This is a genomic window from Arthrobacter sp. Soil762 (genome assembly GCF_001428335.1).
GTDB lineage: Bacteria > Actinomycetota > Actinomycetes > Actinomycetales > Micrococcaceae > Arthrobacter.
This window is the reverse complement of sequence record NZ_LMSG01000019.1, coordinates 461,998-483,911: the sequence shown is the minus strand read 5'-3', so window position 1 is coordinate 483,911 and position 21,914 is coordinate 461,998. Positions and strand designations below refer to the sequence as shown.

The window sequence follows — 21,914 nt, the reverse complement described above, 5'->3', positions numbered from 1 at the left end:
GAGGAGCTTTTCAGGTGGCTCTCAACCACGCCAATCGTGGCTCTGAACGACACGATCCGTGATCTGGGCAGGTGGCTCTGGAGCGCACGGCAGGTGGCTCCCTTGGAAGCCAGTATTCACTCGACGCGCTGATCGATGGCGACACCCTCGTCATCACCACGCTGGACAGGCTCGGACGTTCCACACAGAATATGCTCGCCTTCGCCGACGAACTCCGCAGTCGAGGGGCGGGCCTGCGCGTTCTAAACCTCGGTGGAGGCGATGTCGACACTGCGACACCAATGGGGTCCATGTTGTTCACGATCATGGCCGCCCTCGCGCAGATGGAACACGAGATCAAGCGCGAACGCGTCACCGATTCCATCGCCAAACGCCGAGAAGCCGGGATGGATCTCGGTGGCCGGCCTCGCCGGGTCACTGACAGTCAGATTCGAAGCGCGGTCCGCCTGGTCGAAGGCGGCGAGACCGCTGCGCAGGTCGCGCGCGATCTCGGAATGTCCCGAGCAACGTTTTATAGACGGTCGCGAGCACTCCCGAACCAGCAGGCCGCCATTTAGCGGCGCAAAAAGACCGCCATTTATCGCTGAAAGTCACATCTGTAGGGCGTCGCGCTGCAGGTCCAGGTTCTGGTCCCGGGTGGAAACCCGGGCGTAGCCGATGTGGTGCGTGGTCATGGAAGGTGTTCTCTTCTCAAAACTCGGTTCGGGGTCTTCGTTCGACTGTACAGATTCGAGAACTATTTGTGAGAACGGGGGCGGGTTGCAGATTTTTCTTTGTCGAGCCAATTTTCCGCGGCAGGACGTCGCGTCACTTCGGTGAGCGATCGACCCGGGATTCTCGATTCGATGCTTTCTCGGAATCCTTCCTTACTGAGAATGGACCAAGGGCAACGATTTAGCCGCCAGGGGAAGGCAACGGGACACCCGGAATTCAATTTCCTATGTATTATCCCTCTAGACAGCAGTGATGTGGCTGCGGCATAGCTAAAGGGATGAGCATGGGCTTAGGAAGCTTTTTGTGGAAGAAATCCATGAACAATGTTGCACTGCAGCTCACCAATCGGGGCTACCGAACGCAACTCATCGACACGGGCGCTCCTGACGCTAACGAAAAGTTCAAGCTGCGCATAACTTCTCAAGGCGGATTCGTCGATCTGTACAGCCGCAACCGAATCTGGATGTTCGACAAGTTAGATGCTCAGGGAAAAGTAGATCCAGCACGCAAGAACGAGATTCTGGAAAATCGACGTGGCTTCCCTTTCCAACCAGTCCCTGCAAACGCTGCCCCGATTGAGATAGCAGACGCTTTGCTTTATGGATTCGTAATCTCTCCTGTCTCCAAAACCTGACGCACGAGGACTGCCGGCTCGAGGGTGCGCTTGGCTCCAACCGTCATCACCTGACGCAACTAGGAACTAGTGCCGAGCGTCAGCAGCAGTGTTCGCTCAGCTGCGCAACGGAATTTGCAGTTGATGTTAGGGCAGGTCAACGCCGAGGGCTGAACATCGAACCTGTAGGGACCCTTCGTCTGCCTTCACTGCTTCAACGGTTCTTGATCGTCAACGGCACTGGGGACCCGTCGTTTGTCACGGGCCGCCCCAACCGAAGCAAGGAAGCACGAGTCCTGCGAGTCAGCCCTTCAGCACGCGGAGGGCAACGAAGGCCTTACGAATGGATTCTTCAGGTAGCCGAGAAAGGGGAACGTTGGGCCGCCGGCTGGCAAAGCCAGTCGACCGCATGTTTTCAGCCACTTCGCCCAGGCCGGCAGCCTGACCCAGCTGATCTACGAAAGCATCGAGGAGGGATGTTTCCGGCCTGTCCTCTGGGGACAATTTGGACAGTCGGGTGAAGTCGAATTCTATCGATGCGCCTTTGCCGCTGTAGTAGAAGATAGAGACGGTTCCCAGTCGTCGGCGATTGCTGTCAAAAATCTCAAGATGTCCAGCTGGGACGCGGGCCTTTGAACCGATAAAGGGTAATTGGGTATCTGATGCCTCTTTGAGAAACAGGTCAAAGTTTCCGAGGCTTGCGCTGTCATTCGCCTCCAGCCAGGAACGATACGTGCCAGCATCCCAGAGTATATACTCGCCAGCAGCAACTTTGAATGCCCCTGATTTGGCCTCGGCCAGTTCCTGTCCGTAGATGCGGGGCATCAGTATTTCGATATTGTCCTGCATGAGACGCGAGTATTCGACGGCGATAACCGACGTGCTTGGACCAGACATGAAGTTGAGGTACTCCACCATTCTCTTTAGGGCGGGGTTGATGGCGTCCACGGCCAGTACGATCCGGAACTTACCTTCAGCAAGTGTCCGGGCGAGTGCCTCCCTGAGAGGAAAACCTTCGTCTGTGCCTTCGCCGAAGAGCGATTCCTGAGTTCGATTGTGCCAACGTGCTGCGAAATCGTCGACGTCCATGTTCCACAGCCGGGAAGCATAGTCGAACATCTGGCCGACAATTTCCCGGCGGACCTGCGGATTAGTGGCAAGTTTGCATTCGACCAGCGTCACCTCGCCCTCGGCGCCAACCACAACGACGTCGGCGGGCCCGACTTCCGACTGAAACTCACGACATGTCCTGGCCCCCGCTCCAACGCCCGGGATTAGGTGGGGGTGCGCGGCCAAGATGTTCTGCAGATCGCTTTCCAAGGCATACCCCGCATACGTGGCCTCTCGCCAAGTTCCGTCGCTCTGACGAATCAGCATGTCGCTCACTGCAGCGCTCCCATCCTGCGAACTCGAGGACCGTCACATAGTCGCAGAGATTCTACTTAGGTCCTTCAGACCGGACTTCCGGCTACTTTGGCTAATTGCCGCAAGTGTCCCGCAAAGCCTAGAAGTATTCAATGCTCCAGGTCCCACCCCGGCCCCGCGCCAACCATCATCCTGCATCATTTTTTAGTTCATGCCGAGCCTCGGCGTGTTCATCAATAAGCATGCCGGAGGGCTCAACCGTACCCATGCGCCCTGACAACATAGGGGTATTAGCTTCTATCATCGGTTCATGGGGATCGAGGATGAACTGAACGAACACCTGCAAACGCTACCTCGGGACCAGACTGCGAACTACGCAGGAGATCCACGCCGCGCGGCTTCAAATGGAGGCGCGAGGGTGCGGGCGGTCAAGGTCGCCATCGGCGGCCTACTGACTGTGGCCTCGCTCCTGACCGGGTGCTCCAGCCCACCGCCGGACAAGCCGTTCATCGAGGACATTCGAGCTAACGCGTCCTTCTTCAGTACCTATAGTGACGAGTCCCTAGTCGAGCTCGCCCATTACATTTGCAAAATGCGGCGCGACGGCATCTCATACGGTGAGATTCGCAACGATCTCATAAAGCCTGACGATACGCCCGAGTTTGAGGTTCAGGTGGCGTTCGTCCTGGCTAGGTCAATCGGCCACTACTGCCCAGAACAGGCTCCGTAGTTCACCTTCCAGGGAGATTCCGCGACCGTCCTACGCTCTGGGGGGAGGACCAGTCGTGCAAGGCGGGGGGCTGCCCGACATTCCAGGGTTCCTGGCCTTGTTTGTGGTGAGTGGCCGGGTGCCTTGCCGGGCGGTGGGGTCCCATCCCTGTGTGGGCCCACTGCCCGGTGCATCTGCCATCGCGCCGCGGTTCTCAGTTCAAGTCGTTCTTGGAATCATTCGTCTGTGAGAATGTGCGGGGACCGGGCTGACTTCTAGTTTGGCAGTCATCCAGAGGTCGGACTCGATGGGCTTCCGCCGGAAGGGGAAGAAACCCTGATCCAGCTGCGCGCGTCTTATTTGTTGCGACTCAGCCCTTGGAACTGAGATACCCATTTCGATGATCTGGAGACATTTCACCGGACAGTCCTGCCGTCCCTTGAGGACCGCTCGGTGCGATTTTTTGCCCGTTTGATCGATTCAGGCCGTTGGTGACGGGCGGGATCCCGTGGCGTAGGATTCGGTACTCGGAACGCCAAAATCAGTTAGAAGGTGGGAACAATGCAGCTTGACGAGGTCGTCGGCCGGTTTCATCAGACGATGAATGAGTTTGCTAAAGGAGACCCGGAACCCGCCAAGGCGACTTTCTCTCACGGCGAGGATGTGTCCCTTGCGAATCCCTGGGGTCCTCCGGTGGTGGGCTGGAATCGGGTATCTAAGACCCTGGATTCAGCCGCTGCCCGGTTCAAGGATGGGCGTGTCACTGCTGTTGATGGCCTCACCAGGCACGTCACTTCCGATCTTGCCGTATTCCTCGACATAGAACATTGGCAGGCCAAGGTTGGAGGAGGAGAGGAAATATCGCAGTTTGATTTGCGTGTAACGAGCGTATATCGCCCCGAAGGCGACACGTGGGCACTGGTGCATCGCCATGCAGACCCGGTCATCACACCGCTTCCCCCGGAACGCTGTGCTGCATAACTAGCGCACGGGATTCACGCCGTCCGTTTCCAGTTCTTCGACTCAAAGGGTCCAGATCAGGTGGGTCGTCGCGCTCCGTTGGGTCTATTGGTCCTGAACGTGCGACGGTGTAACCGTTGGGCCGGGCCACTGCAAGCTGAGTGCCGAGGAACTGGACTTCGAGCACAGTTTTTCTGGATTTAGCACCTGACCGGACATTTCCCGGATGCTCTCAAAGCGATGCTCAGCGGCGGACAGCCTATTCTCCAAGCAGCCAGTTTATGGATTCGGTCCGGGAAGTGAAATAGCGGGTGGGGCAAGGGGAGACGCGCAGGTCGAAGAAGAAGTTTGCGAGAACGCGATCCACAGGGTCGGATCCAAGTACGGCGATCCGGGAGGCCGCAGACGGGATGGAGAAAAATGCGCGGGCCTGGCGGCTTACGGCCTCTACTGTCGCCATTTCCACCAGCATCGGACATTCCGAACCGTCGGCTATTTCGTTGACTGCGGCCATTGCGGCGTGTGCGTCTTGAGCCTCGATACTGACATTGGGTTTCCAGATGAGGTGAATGACTCCATCAGCTTGGAGTTCGACGGTGCCTTTGCCGCCTTCCACCATTATCGATTCCATGGTCCATCCCCTACCTCTGTTGCAACGGTAGCGGCTGTGGGCCGAGTGGAGGCGGAAATGCCCTTTGTGACCTGCTGACGAGTGGGAGACGATGACTGCTAACGCCGGCGACCGTCGCATCGTTGGACGCTCAACAACTCTTTCCACGAAAAGCGCGATCGTTCTGAGAGCACAGCTGTCTGTCGATGAAACTTGTACACGCGCCCCTCCCAGACAGGGGCCGCGCATCCTGTTTGCCTACTGGCCAACCTGCCCGCAAACACCATTGAGCTTGAAGTCAGACCACGCCGGGCTCGAGAAGTCCGTGAAGCCCTTCGACGTGGCCGACAGCGATGCAAGGTCACTGTTCGTCGAGTGGCTGCCGTAGCCTGGTGTGACCCCGGGCGGCTCGGCGACGTCTCCCAGTGGATGATTCGCAAAGGCCTTGGCGTTGGCGCAATCATACGATTCGACGATCGGGTGGATCGTTGCTGACGCAGTCGGCGCCAGCCCCAAAGTCCCCGCAAATACTATGCCCGCAACCGCGAGCGATTTTCTGGTCAGGGTCATGGTTTTCTCCTTACTGTCAGGAGCGACGGTGCGTCGCCCGACTCCATTAAGCTCTTTTGCCGAAGGCAACGGCAATAGCGCCGGCATTCGAAACAATTGGCCCCCTACGGGGCAGGATTTCGATGTCCATCTGTTGAAATCGGCGACCGCCTCAGGTCGGCAGGCGCAGCTCGGCTCTCGAATCAAAGCGTTCTTGGAATCCTTTCGTTATCAAGAAAGGTCGAGGGGCGCCCCTCTCCGCGGTTGCCCCGATGCTGATGCGCTCCTTGGGCTAGTCGGAATTCAGCGGCGCAGGAGGAGCTCCGGATCTAGTCGGGTTTAGAGGTAGCTGCAGATGCGTTCGGGGTCGCAGGCTGCAGGGTCGCCGGCGGCCGCGGCATCATGAAATTCGGCAACGGTTGCACGCAGTGCCGTGAGTTCTGCGATCCGGGCGTCGAGATCGTGGAGCTGTTGGGCCAGCAGATCCCGGACGTGTACGCAGGGGGCCAGGCCGATGTCCCGGACGGAGAGGATGTCACCGATCTGGGCAAGAGTCAGTCCGGCGGTGCGGCCGCGGCGGATGAATTCCAGCCGGCTGACTGTTTCCTGGGCGTAGTCGCGGTATCCGTTCGGTGCCCTGTCGGCGGCCGGCAACAGGCCGCGGTCCTCGTAGAACCGCAGCGTCTTGGCCGTCATGCCGGCGGCTGCGGCAGTTTCGCCAATACGCATCATGCACCTCTCGTCCCGGGGGATTCCCTCTTGACCTTCCAGTTTAGTGGAAGGTTAAGAGGGGTAGGAACCTGTGGGTGCCGCCCCGGGCCGGGAGAGCGGAGTCAGCCTCTTGACCTTCCCCCATGGGGGAAGGCGCAGACTGGGGGCAGACCCATACACGAGGCACCGTTGCGGGCATTCCAGGACGGCGCTGCTGTACGACTTTGGAGGAATTTATGTCTGAACCAACACCTGATTTTGATCTGGCCGTCATCGGCTCCGGCGGCGGAGCGTTCGCGGCCGCGATCCGGGCGACCAGCCTGGGCAAACGGGTCCTGATGATCGAGCGTTCCACCGTCGGCGGAACCTGCGTGAACACCGGCTGCGTTCCCTCCAAAGCACTCCTCGCGGCGGCAGAGGCACGCCACGTCGCCCTGGACGCGTCCGGCCGGTTCCCCGGCATCAGCGCATCAGCCGCCCCGGTGGACATGGCAGGGCTGATCGGCGGGAAGCGTTCCCTGGTGGAGACGATGCGTTCGGATAAGTACGTGGACCTGATCGCGGAGTACGGCTGGGAGCTGCGCCAGGGCGATGCCGTGTTCACCGGCACCCAGGACGATCCGGTCCTGGAAATCACCGGGCAGGACGGGACCCGGGAATCTGTGAGGGCCGCAAACTATCTGGTGGCCACCGGCTCCACCCCGTGGGCGCCACCGATCGACGGGCTGCAGGATACGGGCTACCTGACCTCCACCACGGCGATGGAACTCGATGAGGTACCTGAATCCCTGCTGGTCATCGGCGGCGGGTACGTGGCCCTGGAACAAGCCCAGCTCTTCGCCCGGCTCGGGTCCAAGGTCACCATGCTGGTCCGCTCCCGCCTGGCCTCCGCGGAGGAACCCGACGCCTCACGCGCCCTGATGAGAGTCTTCGCCGACGAGGGGATCCGCGTCGTCCGCCGGGCGGCCGTGTCCTCCGTGCGCACGGACCCAGCCACCGGCGGGATCATCGCGACCGCGGCCGTCTCCGGCGGCAACCAGGAATTCCGGGCCGCCAGGGTGCTGGTCGCCACGGGACGCCGGCCGGTCACGGAGGGCCTGAACCTGGCCGCGGTCGGCGTCAAGACCGGGGACGGCGGCGAAATCCTCGTGCAGAACACCCTGGCCAGCACCAACCCCAGGATCTGGGCCGCCGGGGACGTGACCGGATACCGCGAATTCGTCTACGTCGCAGCCGCCCACGGCTCCCTAGTGGCGGAGAACGCGTTCAACAACACCGGCCGCGAGGTCGACTACCGGCACCTGCCCCGGGTCACCTTCACCAGCCCGGCCCTGGCCGCGGTCGGGATGACCGAAAAGGAAGCCAACGAGGCCGGCATGCGGTGCGAATGCCGGGTCCTGCCCCTGGAATACGTGCCCCGGGCCCTCGTGAACAGGGACACCCGCGGCTTCATCAAGATCGTCGCCGACGCCGACACCGGACGGATCGTGGGAATCACCGCCGTCGCCAAGGACGCCGGGGACCTCGCCGCGGCCGGGGTCTACATCCTGGAAGCCGGGATGACCGTGAACCAGGTCGCAAACCTGTGGAGCCCCTACCTCACGATGGCCGAAGGCCTCAAAATCGCCGCCCAGTCCTTCACCACGGACGTCTCCAAACTCTCCTGCTGCGCCTCCTGACACCTGCCCCTCCACGCGGAAAAAGACCTCCATGAGCACAACTTCATCGACCTCACCGAGCGTCTGACCTGACAGGACACCGGCATCGACCTCGCACGATCGCTGCCCCCTGCTTGGACGAGCAGTGCAGACGACTTCTGACATTCCGTGCAGACGTCTACTGAAACTGGCATGAAGGCTGATCTCAACTCCCGCGTGTCTTGTCTCATGATCCGTGTCCGTTATCTATGTATCGGAGGCGACGTCTGCGTTACATTGGAGCGTGGCTTTGATTGGGTATGCGCGTGTATCAACCAGGGAGCAGCACCCCGAGGGACAAACGGACGCTCTCGAAGCGGCCGGCTGCGAGAAGATCTTCGTTGAACATGCCTCCGGCGTCCTAGCCCGCCGGCCTGCTCTTGACCAGGTGCTCGAGTACGTCAGGGACGGAGACACCTTGGTCGTCACCAAACTGGACCGACTGGGTCGCTCGGTCCGGAATCTCAAACAGGTCGCAGAGGAACTGCAAGAGCGCGGGATCGGCCTGCGTGCACTCTCGCAGGGAATTGATACGACGACACCTGGCGGACGGTTGTTCTTCCATATGCTCGCCGCGATTGCGGAGTTCGAGCATGACCTGATCGTCGAGCGCACCCATGATGGTCTCGCGGCCGCCCGCGCACGCGGACGCAAAGGCGGGCCCAAGTTCAAGATGACCGCGACCAAGATTTCCCAGGCACGGGCCATGTACGACTCGAAAGAGCACACCGTGCAGGAAATCGCGGACACTTTTGGGGTTTCGCGGCCCACGATTTACCGCCATCTGCTGGCCTCGTCCGACGTCACGGCCGGCCCGGTGCGGTAGGTCAAGGACAGGGTGCGGTGCTGCGGGCACAATTCTCAGCCGAAGACCGCGCAGTCCTGCTGCGCCGTCATCTCGATGAAGGCATTCCGCTCACCAGGCTGGCCGAGGAGTCCGGCGTGCCGATCCGCACCCTTCGTCGGTGGATGTCCCGGTACCGCAATGGCGGAACGGTCACGAGCCTGGAACGCAGTCCGCGCTCGGACCTGGGCAGAAGCGGAGTTCCTCAGGACCTCGTCGAAGCGGTGGAGGGCCTGGCCTTGCGTCGGCCCGCCCCGAGCGTGGCGTTCATCCACCGCCGAATCGCTGACATTGCCTCTGCCCGGGGCATCTCCGCGCCCAGTTACTCGACGGTCCGGGCGCTGGTCGCCGGCATCGACCCCGGCCTCAGGACGCTCGCCCATGAAGGTGCCACCGCGTACCGGAACACGTTTGAGCTGGTCTACCGGCGCGCCGCCAGCCGTCCGAAGGAGCAGTGGCAGGCCGACCACACGCTGCTCGACATCGGAGTCATCGACAGGAAGGGCCAGACCGCACGGCCGTGGCTGACCGTCGTGCTCGATGACTACTCCCGGGCCGCCGCCGGCCACACGGTATTCCTTGGGGCGCCCAGCGCCGAGCAAACCGCCCTGGCACTCCATCAGGCTGTGCGAGGCAAAGAGAACCGGTCCTGGCCCGTCATGGGTCTGCCGGAGATGCTGTACAGCGATCACGGCGCTGACTTCACCTCTAACAGGCTCGAGCGCGTCTGCCTCGATACGCACATCCGGTTGATCCACTCCCAGCCCGGAGTGCCGCAGGGACGAGGAAAGATCGAGCGGTTCTACCGGACGATCACCACCGAGCTACTGCCGCACCTTCCCGGGTATATCCCTCACAGCACGCGTGGCCGGCCCATCAGCGCACCGCAGCTGACACTGGCGCAACTCGGCGGGATCCTGGAGACGTTCATCGTCTCCGAGTACAACCATCGCCGGCACTCTTCCACCGGCGAGTCACCGGTTCAGCGGTGGGGCGCCTCGGGATTCATCCCGAGAATGCCGGCACACCCGGAAGACCTCGACCTGCTGCTGTTGACAGCGGCCGCGGGCCGGAAGGTGCAGCGCGACGGGATCCAGTTCGCTTCCACGCGCTATGTCTCTCCGGTCTTGGCCGCGTACGTCGGCGAACAGGTAACCGTCCGCTACGACCCGCGGGACGTCGGAGAAATCCGTGTCTACTTCAATGATGTGTTCCTTTGCCGGGCCATCGCCCCGGAGCTGGCGGCCGAAGCGATCACCTTCGAGCAGCTGCGCGGCGCCAGGGCACAGCGGAGGCGCGAGCTCAAGCAGCAGCTCCGCGATCGGCTCAGTCTCGCCGATGCCCTGCCCAGCGATACCCGCTATGCCCCGACCGTCCCCGAAGTGCCTCCCACGCCTCTAGAGTCGACCGCTCCTGAACTTCCCCGCCGACACGGGCTGCGTGTGTATGAAAACCGATTAACATCGGCAAGCCGAGTCTTCTCGACGGAAAGGATGACGGCCGCCGCTTCTTGAAGGGCAGCTTCGGCGAGGTCAACGAAGGTGCCCCGCCACTGCCCCCGGACCAACCCGCGTTCCTGGCCACGAGGGAGCACCGCCGATTCACCGAGTTCGCCGATACCGTCCGCGCTCACCGGTACATCGGACTGTGCTGGGGACCGCCTGGAGTCGGAAAACACTCTCGGCACGCCACTACGCAGCAGTCGACGACTGGGATATATGGCAGACCTCCATCGACAAAGAGGTCGGGCCCGTCCCCGAGAGGATCCTCGAAGCCAGCACCGCATTCTTCACGCCCACTGTGGCCGCGACCGTCCGGCAGATCGACCAAGGCCTGCCGCGCGCGTGCCAGGAGATTTCCTTCGCACTCGACTACGCCGAGCACGGCGTCGTCGACCCCTACGTGCACACCGAATCCCGCTCTAGCGGCCGCACCCAGCTGCTCATCATCGACGAGGCCGACCGGCTGAAGGCAACCGGCCTTGAACAGGTGCGGGACTACTACGACCGGCACACCATGGGCCTGATCCTCATCGGCATGCCCGGGATCGAGAAACGCCTCGCCCGTTACCCCCAGCTCTACAGCCGGATCGGATTCGCCCACGAATACCGTCCGCTCAACCCGGACGAACTCACGGCCGTCCTCGCCGACCGCCTCCCCGTCGTGCCCGAAAGCACCGACGAAGGCCTCGCCCACGCAACCGCGGTCGCGACCATCATTCGAATCACCGGCGGCAACTTCCGCCTCGTCGACAGGCTCCTGACTCAGATCAAACGCATCCAAACGCTCAACCACCTCGACACCCTCAACCCAGAGATTGTCGATGCCGCAAGGGAAACCCTGATCATCGGCCACTAAGCGCTGCAAATTCACTGCCAAATACCTCTGCGATTCACAGGTGTTATCTGCCAGTTCGCGCGGGAGGTGGTGCTTTAGTGTCCGTTCGCGCCAGGGGGTTAGGTAGCTCGGGGGCTAGAGGTCGCGGATGGTCCGGAGGGCCGCTGCCGTGAGGACCTGGATGCCCAGGCCCAGGGCGCGTTCGTCCAGGATGTAGTCACCGCGGTGCAGGTCGTACTCTTCGCCGCCGGGGGTCTTGGTACCCAGGCGCATCATGGCGCCAGGCCGTTCAGCCAGGAACCAGGCGAAGTCCTCGCCGCCCATGGACTGCGGCGTGAGCACCACTGCGCCCTCGCCGATTTCCGCGCGCGCCGCGGCCTCGATCAGAGCCGTCTCGTCCTCGGAGTTCACCACAGGCGGGACGCCCCTGGTGTGTTCCAGGTGGACATCCACCCCATAGGGCGCGGCCACCTGCTGCACGACTTCATCCAGGAGCTCGCCGGCGTCATGCCAGGCATCGCGGTCGAGGCAGCGCATGGTGCCTGACATGTAACCGGTGCCCGGGATGGCATTGGGTGCCGATCCGGCGTTGATCTGGCCCCAGACCACGGATACTCCGCTGCGGACATCCACCCGGCGTGAAAGCACGGCCGGAACGTTGACGGCGATCTGCGCCAGGGCGAAGACCAGGTCCTCGGTAAGGTGCGGGCGGGACGTATGTCCGCCGCGGCCGCTCAGCTCGATCTTGATGGTGTCCGAAGCGGACGTGATGGCGCCGATGCGCGTACCGATGCGTCCGACGTCGATCCTCGGGTCACAGTGCAGCGCAAGGATGCGCGGCACACCGTCCAGGACGCCCTGCTCAATGCAGGACAGTGCGCCGCCGGGCATGGTCTCCTCGGCAGGCTGGAAAATGATCCGGACCGAACCGCCGAGCGGGGACTCCTCGTGCATGCGCTGCAGGACCAGCGCAACGCCGAGCATGGCGGCGGTGTGGACGTCGTGGCCACAGGCATGCGTGACGCCATGGTTCTTCGAGGCAAACGGCAGCCCCGTTTCCTCGATGATGGGCAGGGCGTCAATGTCGCCCCGGAGCGCCGTGGCGATGGGTCCCTCGCCGATGTCGACGGTGAGGCCGGTGCCTTCAAGCCGCCGCGGAGCCAGTCCGGCGGCTTCGAGCCGCTCCACCAGCTTGTCTGTGGTGCGGAATTCCTTGAAGGAAAGCTCGGGGTGCGCGTGCAAATCCCGGCGGAAGTCGATCAGCTCCGGCAGGAGGGGTTCCAACCATGGCCGCACTAATGCGGTGGGCTCGGCTTCAGTAGTGTAATTACGCACTCATTTACTCTAGCGAGCGTCCACGGAATAGCGTCATCACGGCGGGCGCGTTACAGATTGTGCCGCGCATGGACACTCCCGACCGGGTTACAGAACGTCGGTGTCGCCACTGGCCTTGAGCGCGTCCACAGCTCCCTTGACCCGCTGCGCGTGCTGCTTGGTGGTCACCAGCAGGGCATCGCCCGTGTCAACGATGACCACATCCTTGATGCCGATCAGGGCGATCACGCGCTTCGTGTCCGAAACCACCACACCGCTGGCGTTTTCGGTGAAGACCCGGGCGCCTTCACCGATAACGGTGACGTCATCGACTTCCCGCGCACTGTTGAGCCGGCCCACCGAAGCAAAGTCCCCGACGTCGTCCCATCCGAAGGTGCCCGGCACAACGGCAACATCGCCGGCAGCGGCGGCAGGCTCGGCCACCGCATAGTCAATGGCGATCTTGGGCAACGTGGGCCAGACGCGGGCTGTGACGGCATCACGTTCGGGAGTGTCCCAGGCCTGGGCGATCTCCTGCAGGCCCTTGAACAGCTCCGGCTGGTTGGCCTCAAGGTGCCTCAGCATCAGGGCAACGGGAGCCACGAACATTCCTGCATTCCAGACATACTCACCGCTGTCCACATACTGCTGGGCAACTTCCTCGTCCGGCTTCTCCACGAACTCCACCACGGCCTGGGCGCTGGGCGCACCTTCGATGTTGAGTTCCTCGCCGGCGCGGATGTAACCGAAGCCGGTGGACGGGTGGGTCGGCTTGATGCCGATGGTCACGATCTTGCCGGCGGCGGCCGTGTGGATGGCCTCGCGGACGGCCTGCTGGAACAGGTGGTCAGGACTGATGACCTGGTCAGCGGCGAAGGAACCCATGATGGTGTCCGGGTCACGCTGGTACAGGATGGCGGCAGCCAGGCCGATGGCGGCGCCGGAATCCTTGGGCTCGCTCTCCAGGACCAGGTCCGACTCCTGGACCTCGGGCAGCTGCCGGCAGACGGCGGCCCGGTGTGCAGTGCCGGTCACCACGAGGACGCGCCTGCCTGCCAGCGGCTCGAGGCGGTCGTAGGTGGCGCGCAGCAAAGTGCTGCCGGACCCGGTGAGGTCATGGAGGAATTTGGGAGCTGCTGCCCGTGACAGGGGCCAGAGGCGGGTCCCCACTCCGCCTGCCGGAATGACCGCAATAAAGCGGTTCAGGGGTGAATCCGGGCTTGTCACTTTGTCTGTATTCATCACGGCTACTTTAGCTGACGAGCCGTGAACTGCCCTTTCAGAACCCTTCGCCAACTCCCGCGGGCGCGCCATGATGTGGTGTTCGTCTCATCTGCAGGCAAAACGCAGGCATTGCGGGGTCACCAAGGAGTTCCTAAATTGAATAAGCTGTGAGCGAAGCCTAGATTTAGGCCTGAGCTACGAGTTGCTCTCGCAGCAGGCGTTCCCCCCGCGTGGATCTCATGCCAGCGCCGCTGTGTTGCAGGGAGGTTTATCAGTGCCGACAAAACCAGCTGGCACCTTGTACCGCGGCCGTGAAGGCATGTGGTCCTGGGTAGGACACCGGATTACCGGTGTAGTGATCTTTTTCTTCTTGTTGGTCCATGTGCTGGACACCTCATTGGTGCGTGTGTCCCCGGAGGCCTACACGGCTGTTATCGGTGCCTACAAGAACCCCCTTATGGCCCTGGGTGAAACGGGCCTGGTTGCCGCGATTGTCTTCCACGCCTTTAACGGCCTGCGGATCATCGCCGTCGACTTCTGGAAGAAGGGCGCCAAATACCAGCGCCAGATGCTGTGGACCGTCCTGGCCCTGTGGGTAGTTGTTATGGTCGGGTTCTCCATCCGCCACCTTTCCCTCGCACTCGGAGGTCACTAAGCCATGACTGCAACTATCGACAGCCCACGCAGTGGGAAAAACAGCAGCGGCAAAATCTCCCCCCAGTACCGCCGCACCGGCGCAAGCCGGGGCAACTTCGAAATGTTCGCCTGGCTGTTCATGCGCCTTTCCGGCGTAGTGCTGGTGGTGCTCATCTTCGGGCACCTCTTCGTGAACCTCCTGGTGGGCGAAGGCATCCACGCCATCGACTTCGGCTTCGTCGCCGGCAAGTGGGCTGACCCGTTCTGGCAGATCTGGGACCTCGCCATGCTGTGGCTGGCCATGCTGCACGGCACCAACGGCGTCCGCACCATCATCAACGACTACGCCGAGAAGGATTCCACCCGACTCTGGCTCAAGATCGTCCTCTACGCGGCCACCACCGTGATCATCGTCCTTGGCACCCTGGTGATCTTCACCTTCAACCCGTGCCCTGTGGTTGACGGCGTTCCGCTCCCCGGCGGCTTCTGCCCCGCGTAGCCAGATCATCCGCTGCCCGCGGTGAGCCGCAGGCTGTATTTTGCGGTGCAGGCAACGCCCGCCCGTTGTTTTATAGCGAATTTTGAGAGAAAGAGCGCCCAAGTATGCAGGTCCATAAGTACGACGTCGTCATCGTCGGTGCCGGTGGCGCTGGCATGCGCGCCGCGATCGAGTCCGGTCAGCGCGCGCGAACAGCAGTACTGACCAAGCTCTACCCCACCCGCTCGCACACCGGTGCGGCGCAGGGTGGCATGTGTGCGGCCCTTGCCAATGTCGAAGAAGACAACTGGGAATGGCACACCTTTGACACCATTAAGGGCGGCGACTACCTGGTTGACCAGGACGCCGCCGAGGTCATGGCGAAGGAAGCCATCGACGCCGTGCTGGACCTGGAAAAGATGGGCCTGCCGTTCAACCGCACGCCCGAAGGCCGGATCGACCAGCGCCGCTTCGGCGGCCACACCCGCGACCACGGCAAGGCACCCGTCCGCCGTGCCTGCTACGCGGCAGACCGCACCGGCCACATGATCCTGCAGACGCTGTACCAGAACTGCGTCAAGCACAACGTGGAGTTCTACAACGAGTACTACGTCCTTGACCTCCTGACGGTCGAGGAGGACGCCGTCCGCGAGGACGGCACCCCGTACAAGCAGAAGCGTGTTGCCGGCGTCGTGTCCTATGACCTCGCCTCCGGTGAGCTGCACGTGTTCCAGGCCAAGTCCGTGATCTTCGCTACGGGCGGCGCCGGCAAGGTCTTCAAGACCACCTCGAACGCCCACACGCTGACCGGCGACGGCATGGGCATCGCGTTCCGCAAGGGCATTCCGCTGGAGGACATGGAGTTCTTCCAGTTCCACCCGACAGGCCTCGCCGGCCTGGGCATCCTGCTTTCCGAAGCCGCACGCGGCGAGGGCGCCATCCTGCGTAACTCCGAGGGTGAGCGATTTATGGAGCGCTACGCCCCCACCATCAAGGACCTGGCACCACGTGACATCGTGGCCCGTTCCATGGCCAACGAGGTCCGTGAAGGCCGCGGCTGCGGCCCGAACAAGGACTACGTCCTCCTTGACCTGACCCACCTGGAGCCGGCACACATCGATGCCAAGCTCCCGGACATCACCGAGTTCGCCCGCACCTACCTGGGTGTGGAACCGTACACGGAGCCGGTTCCGGTGTTCCCCACGGCCCACTACGCCATGGGCGGCATCCCCACCAACATCACCACCGAGGTCCTGCAGGACAACGACACCGTGGTCCCGGGTCTTTACGCCGCCGGTGAGGTTGCCTGCGTTTCGGTCCACGGCTCCAACCGCCTCGGCACCAACTCACTGCTGGACATCAACGTGTTCGGCAAGCGCGCCGGCATCGCCGCCGCGGAGTATGCCAAGACTGCCGACTTCGTGGACCTCCCGGAGGATCCGGAGGCCTACACCATCGAACTGCTGGATATCGCCCGCAACGGCACCGGTGACGAGAAGGTGGCGGTAATCCGCAAGGAACTCCAGGACACCATGGACGCCAACATGCAGGTGTTCCGCACGGCTGACACGCTGAACCAGGTCCTGAGGGACATTGAGTCCTTCGAGGCGCGGTACAAGAAGATCAGCGTCCAGGACAAGGGCAAGCGCTTCAACCTGGACCTGCTCGAAGCTGTTGAGCTGGGCTTCCTGCTGGAACTGGCCAAGGTCATGACCGTGGCTGCACTGCACCGTGAGGAATCCCGCGGCGGACACTTCCGCGAGGACTTCCCGGAACGCGACGACGAAAAATTCATGAAGCACTCCATGGCATACAAGGATGACCACGCCCCGGCCGACGGCTCGGCAGAGGCAATCGCCGGCATCCGTCTGGGCACCAAACCGGTTGTCTTTACCCGCTACGAGCCGATGGTGAGGAAGTACTAAGATGACCGCTGAACTTGCTGAGCCAGCCTCCAAGATCGAACTGCCCGCACACATCGGAGGCGGCGGAGAGATCCCCACGTTCGACGTCACCCTGCGCGTACGCCGTTACAACCCTGAGGTGTCCGAGGACGCCACGTGGGAAGACTTCAAGGTGACCATGTACGGCACCGACCGCGTGCTGGATGCCCTGCATAAGGTCAAATGGGAAATTGACGGCAGCGTTTCGTTCCGCCGTTCCTGCGCCCACGGTGTCTGCGGTTCCGATGCCATGCGCATCAACGGCCGCAACCGCCTTGCCTGCAAAACCCTCCTGAAGGACCTGGACACCACCAAGCCCATCACCGTTGAGCCCATCAAGGGCCTGCCGGTGGAGAAGGACCTGATCGTGGACATGGAGCCGTTCTTCCAGTCCTTCCGCGAAGTCATGCCGTTCCTGATCAACAAGGGCCATGAGCCCACCAAGGAACGCCTGCAGTCCGCCGAGGACCGTGAGCGCTTCGACGACACCACCAAGTGCATCCTCTGCGCGGCGTGCACGTCCTCCTGCCCGGTGTTCTGGACCGACGGCCAGTACTTCGGCCCGGCCGCGATCGTCAACGCCCACCGCTTCATCTTCGATTCCCGTGATGATGCCGGCGACATGCGCCTGGAAATCCTGAACGACAAGGAAGGCGTGTGGCGTTGCCGCACCACCTTCAACTGCTCCGAAGCATGCCCCCGCGGCATCCAGGTGACCCAGGCAATTGCCGAGGTCAAGCAGGCAATTCTCTCCCGTAAGATCTAATTCAGGTTCTTGCTTACGACGGCGTCACCCACCTTAGGTGGGATGGGCGCCGTCGTTGTTTAACACCTGACGCCACCAACGAAAGCAGCACGCGATGTCCCGCTCCGAGAAAGTCAGCTTCGAAGGATCCACCGGCGAGCTCCTGTCCGGCATCATCGATGTCCCGGAGGGGCCGGTGCGGGGCTGGGGTGTGTTCTCCCACGGTTTCACCCTGGGCAAGGACAGCCCCGCGGCGTCCCGCATGTGCAAGGCCCTGGCCGACACCGGCATCGGGATGCTCCGGTTCGACAACCTGGGCCTGGGTGAGTCCGCCGGCTATTGGTCGGAGGGCTCCTTCAGCCACAAGGTGGCGGACACCGTTGTTGCCGCCGAGTTCATGCGCAACCAGGGGAAGGCAATCTCCCTGTTGGTGGGCCATTCCTTCGGCGGGGCGGCGGTGCTTTCAGCCGCCCGCCAGATCCCTGAGCTCGACGCCGTCGCAACAGTGGCTGCCCCGTTCTCACCCAAGCACGTGGCCCACGTCTTTGACGCCGCCCTGGACAAGATCCTCAGCGAGGGCAGCGCGGAAGTGGACCTCGGCGGGAAGCGCGTGGAGATCCGGAAACACTTTGTGGAGGACCTGGAGAACGCGGACCTCACTGACTGCATCCGGCAGCTGCACAAGCCGCTGATGGTGCTTCACTCCCCCACGGACAACACCGTGGGCATCGAGAACGCCAGCACCATTTTCCAGACGGCGCGCCATCCGCGGAACTTCGTCTCCCTCGAAGGCAGCGACCACCTGCTGACCGGCAAGGGCCAGGCAGCCCGGGCCGCCAGGATTATTTCTGCGTGGGCCGACCAGTACCTCGACGCCGGGAAGTAACTGCAGCGCTGCCTGCGTGCCCGGCAACGGGGCGCTTCCCGTCGCTGTGGCCCTCCACGGGTACCTTGCCGGGCTGGACCTGCCGGGAGCCCCACGAGGCTTTGTCCTTGCCCGCCGGCGCGCTCCTGAGGTCCCCTTCGCGGATGGTGGACCACCCGGCGGACACCAGGTAGACCTGGCTGACCAGGTTGAACCAGATCAGCAGCCCGATGATGATGGCAAACGGTGCCAGGATGGGGTTCCGTCCTGCGCCGGCGAGCAGTTCGGTGCTGAACACCTGCAGGACCGTGGTGCCGACGGCGGCAAGAATGGTCCCCTCCAGGAGGGCCCGCCGGGAGAGCTTGAGCCCACCGGCCAGCCGGAACATGATGACGGCCGTGACCCAGTTGAGCGTCAGCGGCACACCGATCTTGATCACGGTGGTCAGCGGACCTGCCACCGCCGGATCCAACTGCAGGAAGTCTGTGACCCAACCGGCCGCCGTGCCGAACACCAAGGACGCTCCGGCGCTGATCACCAGGGCCACTCCCAGGAGCAGCAGGGTGCCGGCGTCGCGCAGTTTGAGGACAACCGGGTTGATTTTCAGGGGCGGCAGCTGCACCACACCGCGCAGGCCATCACGGAGGCCGGCGATCCAGCCCAGGGACGTGATGACTGTAACCACGGCAGCAATCACGGCGGTCCAGCCGAGGCCGTCCGGGTTCAGGAGGTCATTCGGATCAACCAGCCCTTCTCCCCCGCCCACCTTCAGCAGTCCGGGCGCACTCTGGGCCACGCTGCCGATGATGGTGTCCAGCAGGGCAGGCTGGCCCCGCAGCACCAGGCCGGCAACGGAGAAACCCGTGGCCAACAGGCCGGTGATGGAAAAGAACATGTTGAAGCCGATACCGGCGCTCATCAACGGGCCATGCTGGAGGTTGTAGTGCTGCCACGCGCGCATCGGGCGGAAGGCATTAAGCCTGGCCAGCAGCCACTGGAGCATCGCCAGCGAGCTGGCAACCGGGCCGCCGTCGGACCTTCTGGTCTTGCCCCACTCCATCCGCTTCTGGATGACGGCGAGCTTCAGGCGCGCCTGCTCAGTAGGGAGCGGTGGCTCCGTTTGCGTCGGCGTCCGCGGCGAAGGACCCGCCGTCGTCAGTTTCGGTCCCAAAGTCCAACTCTTCCCGTAGCTGCCAAATGCCGTCGGCATCGTGCTCGTAGAGTCCCATGCTAACCACCGGGAACGTCGCCCGGTAACTTTCAAGCACCGTTTCGGCTTCGTCCAGGCTTTCGGGCGCAACATCGTGGGCGATCGTGACATGCGGGTGGTACGAGAAGGGCAACTCGCGTTGCAGCGGGCCTGTCTGAAGTTTTTCGTGGAGCTCCACGCAGGACTCGAAGCCGTCCTCCACGTTGATGTAAACCACCGGGGAGACCGGCCGGAACGTTCCGGTCCCGGCAATGGTGACCATAAACGGGACCTGCCGCCGCGCCACGTCGCGGACGTGCGCCTGGGTGGCCGCCCAGTCCTGGGTGGGCGTGGTGGTGACCAGCGTGATGTGTGCGGGCACCACCCCCGCCATCGGGTCCCCGAAGGAGGCGCGCCACCGTTGAAGTTCCTCGGCGATGGCAGGGGGGAATCCCAGAATGACGCCTACGCTCATTCCTTCACTGACATTGCTGGCGGCCGACATCGAGCTAGCGGACGCCTGCGAGGCTGAGGGACGGCAGGAAGCCCATACGCTCATAGACCTGGCCAAGGGTCACTGCGGCGATTTCCCTGGCCCGCTCGGCGCCCTGGGCCAGCAACCGGTCCAGTTCGGCCGGGTCGGCCATCAGTTCGTTGGTGCGGTTCCGCAGCGGCGTGATGAAGTCCACCATGATCTCCGCAAGGTCCACTTTCAGGTGGCCGTACATCTTGCCCTCGTACTCCGTCTCCAGCTCAGCCACGGACTTTCCGGTGAGCGTGGAGTAGATGGTGAGGAGGTTGGAGATCCCGGGCTTGGCTTCGGCGTCGAACCGGATCTCGTTCCCGGTGTCAGTGACTGCGGACTTGATGCGCTTCGCGGCGAGCTTGGGGTCCTCCAGGAGCTGGATGGAACCGTGGGGCGACCCGCCCGTCTTCGACATCTTGGCAGTCGGGCTCTGGAGGTCGTAGATCTTGGCGCTGGCCTTGAGGATGGTGGCCTCCGGCACGGTGAACGTGTGGCCATAGCGGGTGTTGAAGCGCTGGGCCAGGTTCCGGGTGAGCTCCAGGTGCTGCCGCTGGTCCTCGCCCACCGGCACGAGGTCAGTCTGGTACAGCAGGATGTCGGCTGCCATGAGCGTAGGGTATGCAAACAGGCCAAGTGTTGCGGCGTCCGCGCCCGACTTCTGGGTCTTGTCCTTGAACTGTGTCATCCGGGACGCTTCGCCGAAACCGGTGATGCAGTTCAGTGCCCAGGCCAGCTGCGCGTGCTCGGGGACGTGGGACTGCACAAAGAAGATGCTTTTGTCCGGGTCGATGCCGGCGGCAATGTACTGCGCTGCAACCACTCGGGTGCGCTTGGCGAGCTCGGCGGGATCGAAGTCCACGGTGATGGCGTGCAGGTCCGGGATGAAGAAGACGGCGTCATATTCGGCCTGCATGTCCACCCAGTTGCGGACAGCGCCAATGTAGTTGCCCAGGTGCAGGGAGTCCGCCGTGGGCTTGGCGCCGGAGAGGATGCGTTTCTTAGTCGCCGGGGAAGTCGGGCTAGTCATGGGAAGAAAACCTTCGGGGCTTAGAGCCGGTAGTCCACTACCAGCGGTGCATGGTCAGAGAAGCGGGTGTCCCACGAGGGCGCCCGGTCAACCACTGCCGAGAATGCGGCGGCGGCGAGGTCCGGGGTGGCCAGGTGATAGTCGATGCGCCAGCCGGTGTCGTTGTCGAACGCCTGGCCACGCTGTGACCACCAGGTGTATGGGCCGTCGACGTCGCCCGCCAGGCCGCGGTGGACATCCTTCCAGCCGATGTCCTCGCCGAAGAAGCGGTCAAAATAGGCACGTTCGTCGGGCAGGAAGCCGGCCTTCTTGACGTTGCCCTTCCAGTTCCTGATGTCCCGTTCGGTGTGGCCCACGTTGAGGTCGCCCACGACAAGTGCGTGGTCGCTGTGCTTGGACAGTTCCGGCAGGCGGGTGCTCATGACGTCCAGGAAGCGGTACTTGTCCACCTGCTTCGGGGTTCCCACCTCGCCGGAGTGCACGTAGGCGCTGGCAACAGTCAGCTGCGCGGGGTTCCCCTCGGCGTCAGTCACCCTGAAGTCAGCCTCAACCCAGCGGCCGGCGGTGGCGAAGTAGTCGTCGCCGATGCCGTTGCGGGTTTCCAGCGGCTCTTCACGGGACGCAATGGCGACGCCTGCACGGCCTTTGGCCTCGGCTTCGGCGTGCAGGATGTGCCAGCCATCACCGAGCAGTTGGCGCACGATCGCGTCAGGGGCCCGGACTTCCTGGAGGCAGAGAATGTCCACCTCGCGGGGCTCCAGCCATGCCGCCATACCGTTCTTGTAGGCAGCCCGGAGGCCGTTGACGTTGACTGATGCGATGCGAAGGTGGTCCTTCTTCAATGCCGAGATCACCCGC

Annotated in this window: 23 protein-coding genes; 13 read left to right on the top strand and 10 right to left on the bottom strand. The window is 63.0% G+C overall.

Features of this window, described 5'->3' with window-relative positions:
- Positions 1 to 77 precede the first annotated feature (77 nt).
- On the top strand, positions 78 to 557 hold the full coding sequence (locus ASG77_RS16175) for a recombinase family protein (RefSeq protein WP_082576107.1): 480 nt from the start codon (positions 78 to 80) through the stop codon (positions 555 to 557).
- Between the two features lie 473 nt (positions 558 to 1,030).
- Positions 1,031 to 1,348: a hypothetical protein gene (locus ASG77_RS22040; RefSeq protein WP_156380351.1), complete on the top strand. Its 318-nt coding sequence runs from the start codon at positions 1,031 to 1,033 to the stop codon at positions 1,346 to 1,348.
- A 282-nt stretch (positions 1,349 to 1,630) separates the two neighbouring features.
- On the opposite strand, the gene ASG77_RS16170 is transcribed toward ASG77_RS22040, so the two are convergent.
- Entirely contained in the window at positions 1,631 to 2,713 is a 1,083-nt protein-coding gene (locus ASG77_RS16170) for a hypothetical protein (protein WP_056347291.1), read from the bottom strand.
- Positions 2,714 to 3,002: 289 nt separating this feature from the next.
- Between ASG77_RS16170 and ASG77_RS16165 the strand changes: the two genes are divergently transcribed.
- Entirely contained in the window at positions 3,003 to 3,422 is a 420-nt protein-coding gene (locus ASG77_RS16165; RefSeq protein ID WP_082576096.1) for a DUF732 domain-containing protein, read from the top strand.
- A 540-nt stretch (positions 3,423 to 3,962) separates the two neighbouring features.
- Positions 3,963 to 4,382 (top strand): YybH family protein, encoded by a 420-nt coding sequence (locus tag ASG77_RS21470; RefSeq protein ID WP_082576095.1) that lies wholly within the window; start codon positions 3,963 to 3,965, stop codon positions 4,380 to 4,382.
- A 238-nt stretch (positions 4,383 to 4,620) separates the two neighbouring features.
- Here the strand turns inward: ASG77_RS21470 and ASG77_RS16160 are convergent, their stop codons facing one another.
- The 3 genes from ASG77_RS16160 to ASG77_RS16150 form a co-directional block, all read right to left on the bottom strand.
- A complete protein-coding gene (locus tag ASG77_RS16160; RefSeq protein WP_056347287.1) occupies positions 4,621 to 4,992 on the bottom strand; it encodes a DUF7793 family protein in 372 nt (123 codons plus the stop codon).
- 237 nt (positions 4,993 to 5,229) lie between these two features.
- The gene (locus ASG77_RS16155; protein WP_056347285.1) at positions 5,230 to 5,541 is read right to left on the bottom strand and encodes a hypothetical protein; all 312 of its coding nucleotides are present in this window, start codon (positions 5,539 to 5,541) and stop codon (positions 5,230 to 5,232) included.
- Positions 5,542 to 5,859: 318 nt separating this feature from the next.
- On the bottom strand, positions 5,860 to 6,249 hold the full coding sequence (locus ASG77_RS16150; RefSeq protein WP_056347395.1) for a heavy metal-responsive transcriptional regulator: 390 nt from the start codon (positions 6,247 to 6,249) through the stop codon (positions 5,860 to 5,862).
- A gap of 218 nt (positions 6,250 to 6,467) precedes the next feature.
- On the opposite strand from ASG77_RS16150, the gene merA reads away from it, so the two are divergent.
- The 4 genes from merA to ASG77_RS16130 all read left to right on the top strand — a co-directional run bounded on the left by merA (position 6,468) and on the right by ASG77_RS16130 (position 11,130).
- Positions 6,468 to 7,910 (top strand): mercury(II) reductase, encoded by a 1,443-nt coding sequence (merA, locus tag ASG77_RS16145; RefSeq protein WP_056347282.1) that lies wholly within the window; start codon positions 6,468 to 6,470, stop codon positions 7,908 to 7,910.
- A gap of 262 nt (positions 7,911 to 8,172) precedes the next feature.
- Positions 8,173 to 8,754 carry a recombinase family protein gene (locus tag ASG77_RS16140; protein WP_056347280.1) on the top strand — a complete coding sequence of 194 codons (582 nt, stop codon included), beginning with the start codon at positions 8,173 to 8,175 and terminating at the stop codon, positions 8,752 to 8,754.
- Between the two features lie 17 nt (positions 8,755 to 8,771).
- Complete coding sequence (locus tag ASG77_RS16135) at positions 8,772 to 10,286, top strand: Mu transposase C-terminal domain-containing protein (protein WP_056347278.1); 1,515 nt, start codon at positions 8,772 to 8,774, stop codon at positions 10,284 to 10,286.
- Positions 10,287 to 10,419: 133 nt separating this feature from the next.
- Entirely contained in the window at positions 10,420 to 11,130 is a 711-nt protein-coding gene (locus ASG77_RS16130; protein WP_235564583.1) for an AAA family ATPase, read from the top strand.
- Between the two features lie 114 nt (positions 11,131 to 11,244).
- Here ASG77_RS16130 and ASG77_RS16125 read toward each other — a convergent pair whose 3' ends face one another.
- A complete protein-coding gene (locus ASG77_RS16125; RefSeq protein WP_056347275.1) occupies positions 11,245 to 12,444 on the bottom strand; it encodes an amidohydrolase in 1,200 nt (399 codons plus the stop codon).
- Between the two features lie 87 nt (positions 12,445 to 12,531).
- A complete protein-coding gene (locus tag ASG77_RS16120; protein WP_056347393.1) occupies positions 12,532 to 13,665 on the bottom strand; it encodes a mannose-1-phosphate guanylyltransferase in 1,134 nt (377 codons plus the stop codon).
- Positions 13,666 to 13,921: 256 nt separating this feature from the next.
- Here ASG77_RS16120 and sdhC point away from each other — a divergent pair, with 256 nt between their 5' ends.
- From sdhC to ASG77_RS16095, 5 genes are all read left to right on the top strand, one after another.
- Entirely contained in the window at positions 13,922 to 14,302 is a 381-nt protein-coding gene (gene sdhC / locus ASG77_RS16115; RefSeq protein WP_082576094.1) for a succinate dehydrogenase, cytochrome b556 subunit, read from the top strand.
- 3 nt (positions 14,303 to 14,305) lie between these two features.
- On the top strand, positions 14,306 to 14,782 hold the full coding sequence (locus ASG77_RS16110; protein WP_056347273.1) for a succinate dehydrogenase hydrophobic membrane anchor subunit: 477 nt from the start codon (positions 14,306 to 14,308) through the stop codon (positions 14,780 to 14,782).
- 104 nt (positions 14,783 to 14,886) lie between these two features.
- Positions 14,887 to 16,686, top strand: a complete 1,800-nt coding sequence (gene sdhA / locus ASG77_RS16105; RefSeq protein ID WP_056347271.1) for a succinate dehydrogenase flavoprotein subunit — start codon at positions 14,887 to 14,889, stop codon at positions 16,684 to 16,686.
- A 1-nt stretch (position 16,687) separates the two neighbouring features.
- Positions 16,688 to 17,470, top strand: coding sequence for a succinate dehydrogenase iron-sulfur subunit (locus ASG77_RS16100; RefSeq protein WP_056347269.1), 783 nt, complete (start codon positions 16,688 to 16,690; stop codon positions 17,468 to 17,470).
- Between the two features lie 94 nt (positions 17,471 to 17,564).
- Entirely contained in the window at positions 17,565 to 18,335 is a 771-nt protein-coding gene (locus ASG77_RS16095) for an alpha/beta hydrolase family protein (protein ID WP_056347267.1), read from the top strand.
- Here ASG77_RS16095 and ASG77_RS16090 read toward each other — a convergent pair.
- The 4 genes from ASG77_RS16090 to ASG77_RS16075 are packed head-to-tail and all read right to left on the bottom strand — an operon-like array spanning position 18,292 to position 21,910.
- Positions 18,292 to 19,374, bottom strand: coding sequence for a YihY/virulence factor BrkB family protein (locus ASG77_RS16090; protein WP_082576093.1), 1,083 nt, complete (start codon positions 19,372 to 19,374; stop codon positions 18,292 to 18,294). The two genes, ASG77_RS16095 and ASG77_RS16090, sit on opposite strands and share 44 nt — an antisense overlap.
- A 37-nt stretch (positions 19,375 to 19,411) precedes the next feature.
- On the bottom strand, positions 19,412 to 20,008 hold the full coding sequence (locus tag ASG77_RS16085) for a 2'-5' RNA ligase family protein (RefSeq protein ID WP_056347263.1): 597 nt from the start codon (positions 20,006 to 20,008) through the stop codon (positions 19,412 to 19,414).
- Between the two features lie 4 nt (positions 20,009 to 20,012).
- Entirely contained in the window at positions 20,013 to 21,056 is a 1,044-nt protein-coding gene (gene trpS, locus ASG77_RS16080) for a tryptophan--tRNA ligase (protein ID WP_056347261.1), read from the bottom strand.
- Positions 21,057 to 21,076: 20 nt separating this feature from the next.
- Complete coding sequence (locus ASG77_RS16075; protein ID WP_056347390.1) at positions 21,077 to 21,910, bottom strand: exodeoxyribonuclease III; 834 nt, start codon at positions 21,908 to 21,910, stop codon at positions 21,077 to 21,079.
- Between the last annotated feature and the right edge of the window lie 4 nt (positions 21,911 to 21,914).

Coding starts and splice junctions, on each gene's coding strand:
- ASG77_RS22040 (WP_156380351.1), top strand. CDS start 1,031: ATGAACAATGTTGCACTGCAGCTCACCAATCGGGGCTACCGAACGCAA.
- ASG77_RS16165 (WP_082576096.1), top strand. CDS start 3,003: ATGGGGATCGAGGATGAACTGAACGAACACCTGCAAACGCTACCTCGG.
- ASG77_RS21470 (WP_082576095.1), top strand. CDS start 3,963: ATGCAGCTTGACGAGGTCGTCGGCCGGTTTCATCAGACGATGAATGAG.
- ASG77_RS16160 (WP_056347287.1), bottom strand. CDS start 4,992: ATGGAATCGATAATGGTGGAAGGCGGCAAAGGCACCGTCGAACTCCAA.
- ASG77_RS16155 (WP_056347285.1), bottom strand. CDS start 5,541: ATGACCCTGACCAGAAAATCGCTCGCGGTTGCGGGCATAGTATTTGCG.
- ASG77_RS16150 (WP_056347395.1), bottom strand. CDS start 6,249: ATGCGTATTGGCGAAACTGCCGCAGCCGCCGGCATGACGGCCAAGACG.
- merA (WP_056347282.1), top strand. CDS start 6,468: ATGTCTGAACCAACACCTGATTTTGATCTGGCCGTCATCGGCTCCGGC.
- ASG77_RS16120 (WP_056347393.1), bottom strand. CDS start 13,665: ATGAATACAGACAAAGTGACAAGCCCGGATTCACCCCTGAACCGCTTT.
- ASG77_RS16110 (WP_056347273.1), top strand. CDS start 14,306: ATGACTGCAACTATCGACAGCCCACGCAGTGGGAAAAACAGCAGCGGC.
- sdhA (WP_056347271.1), top strand. CDS start 14,887: ATGCAGGTCCATAAGTACGACGTCGTCATCGTCGGTGCCGGTGGCGCT.
- ASG77_RS16100 (WP_056347269.1), top strand. CDS start 16,688: ATGACCGCTGAACTTGCTGAGCCAGCCTCCAAGATCGAACTGCCCGCA.
- ASG77_RS16095 (WP_056347267.1), top strand. CDS start 17,565: ATGTCCCGCTCCGAGAAAGTCAGCTTCGAAGGATCCACCGGCGAGCTC.
- ASG77_RS16090 (WP_082576093.1), bottom strand. CDS start 19,374: ATGGAGTGGGGCAAGACCAGAAGGTCCGACGGCGGCCCGGTTGCCAGC.
- ASG77_RS16085 (WP_056347263.1), bottom strand. CDS start 20,008: ATGTCGGCCGCCAGCAATGTCAGTGAAGGAATGAGCGTAGGCGTCATT.
- trpS (WP_056347261.1), bottom strand. CDS start 21,056: ATGACTAGCCCGACTTCCCCGGCGACTAAGAAACGCATCCTCTCCGGC.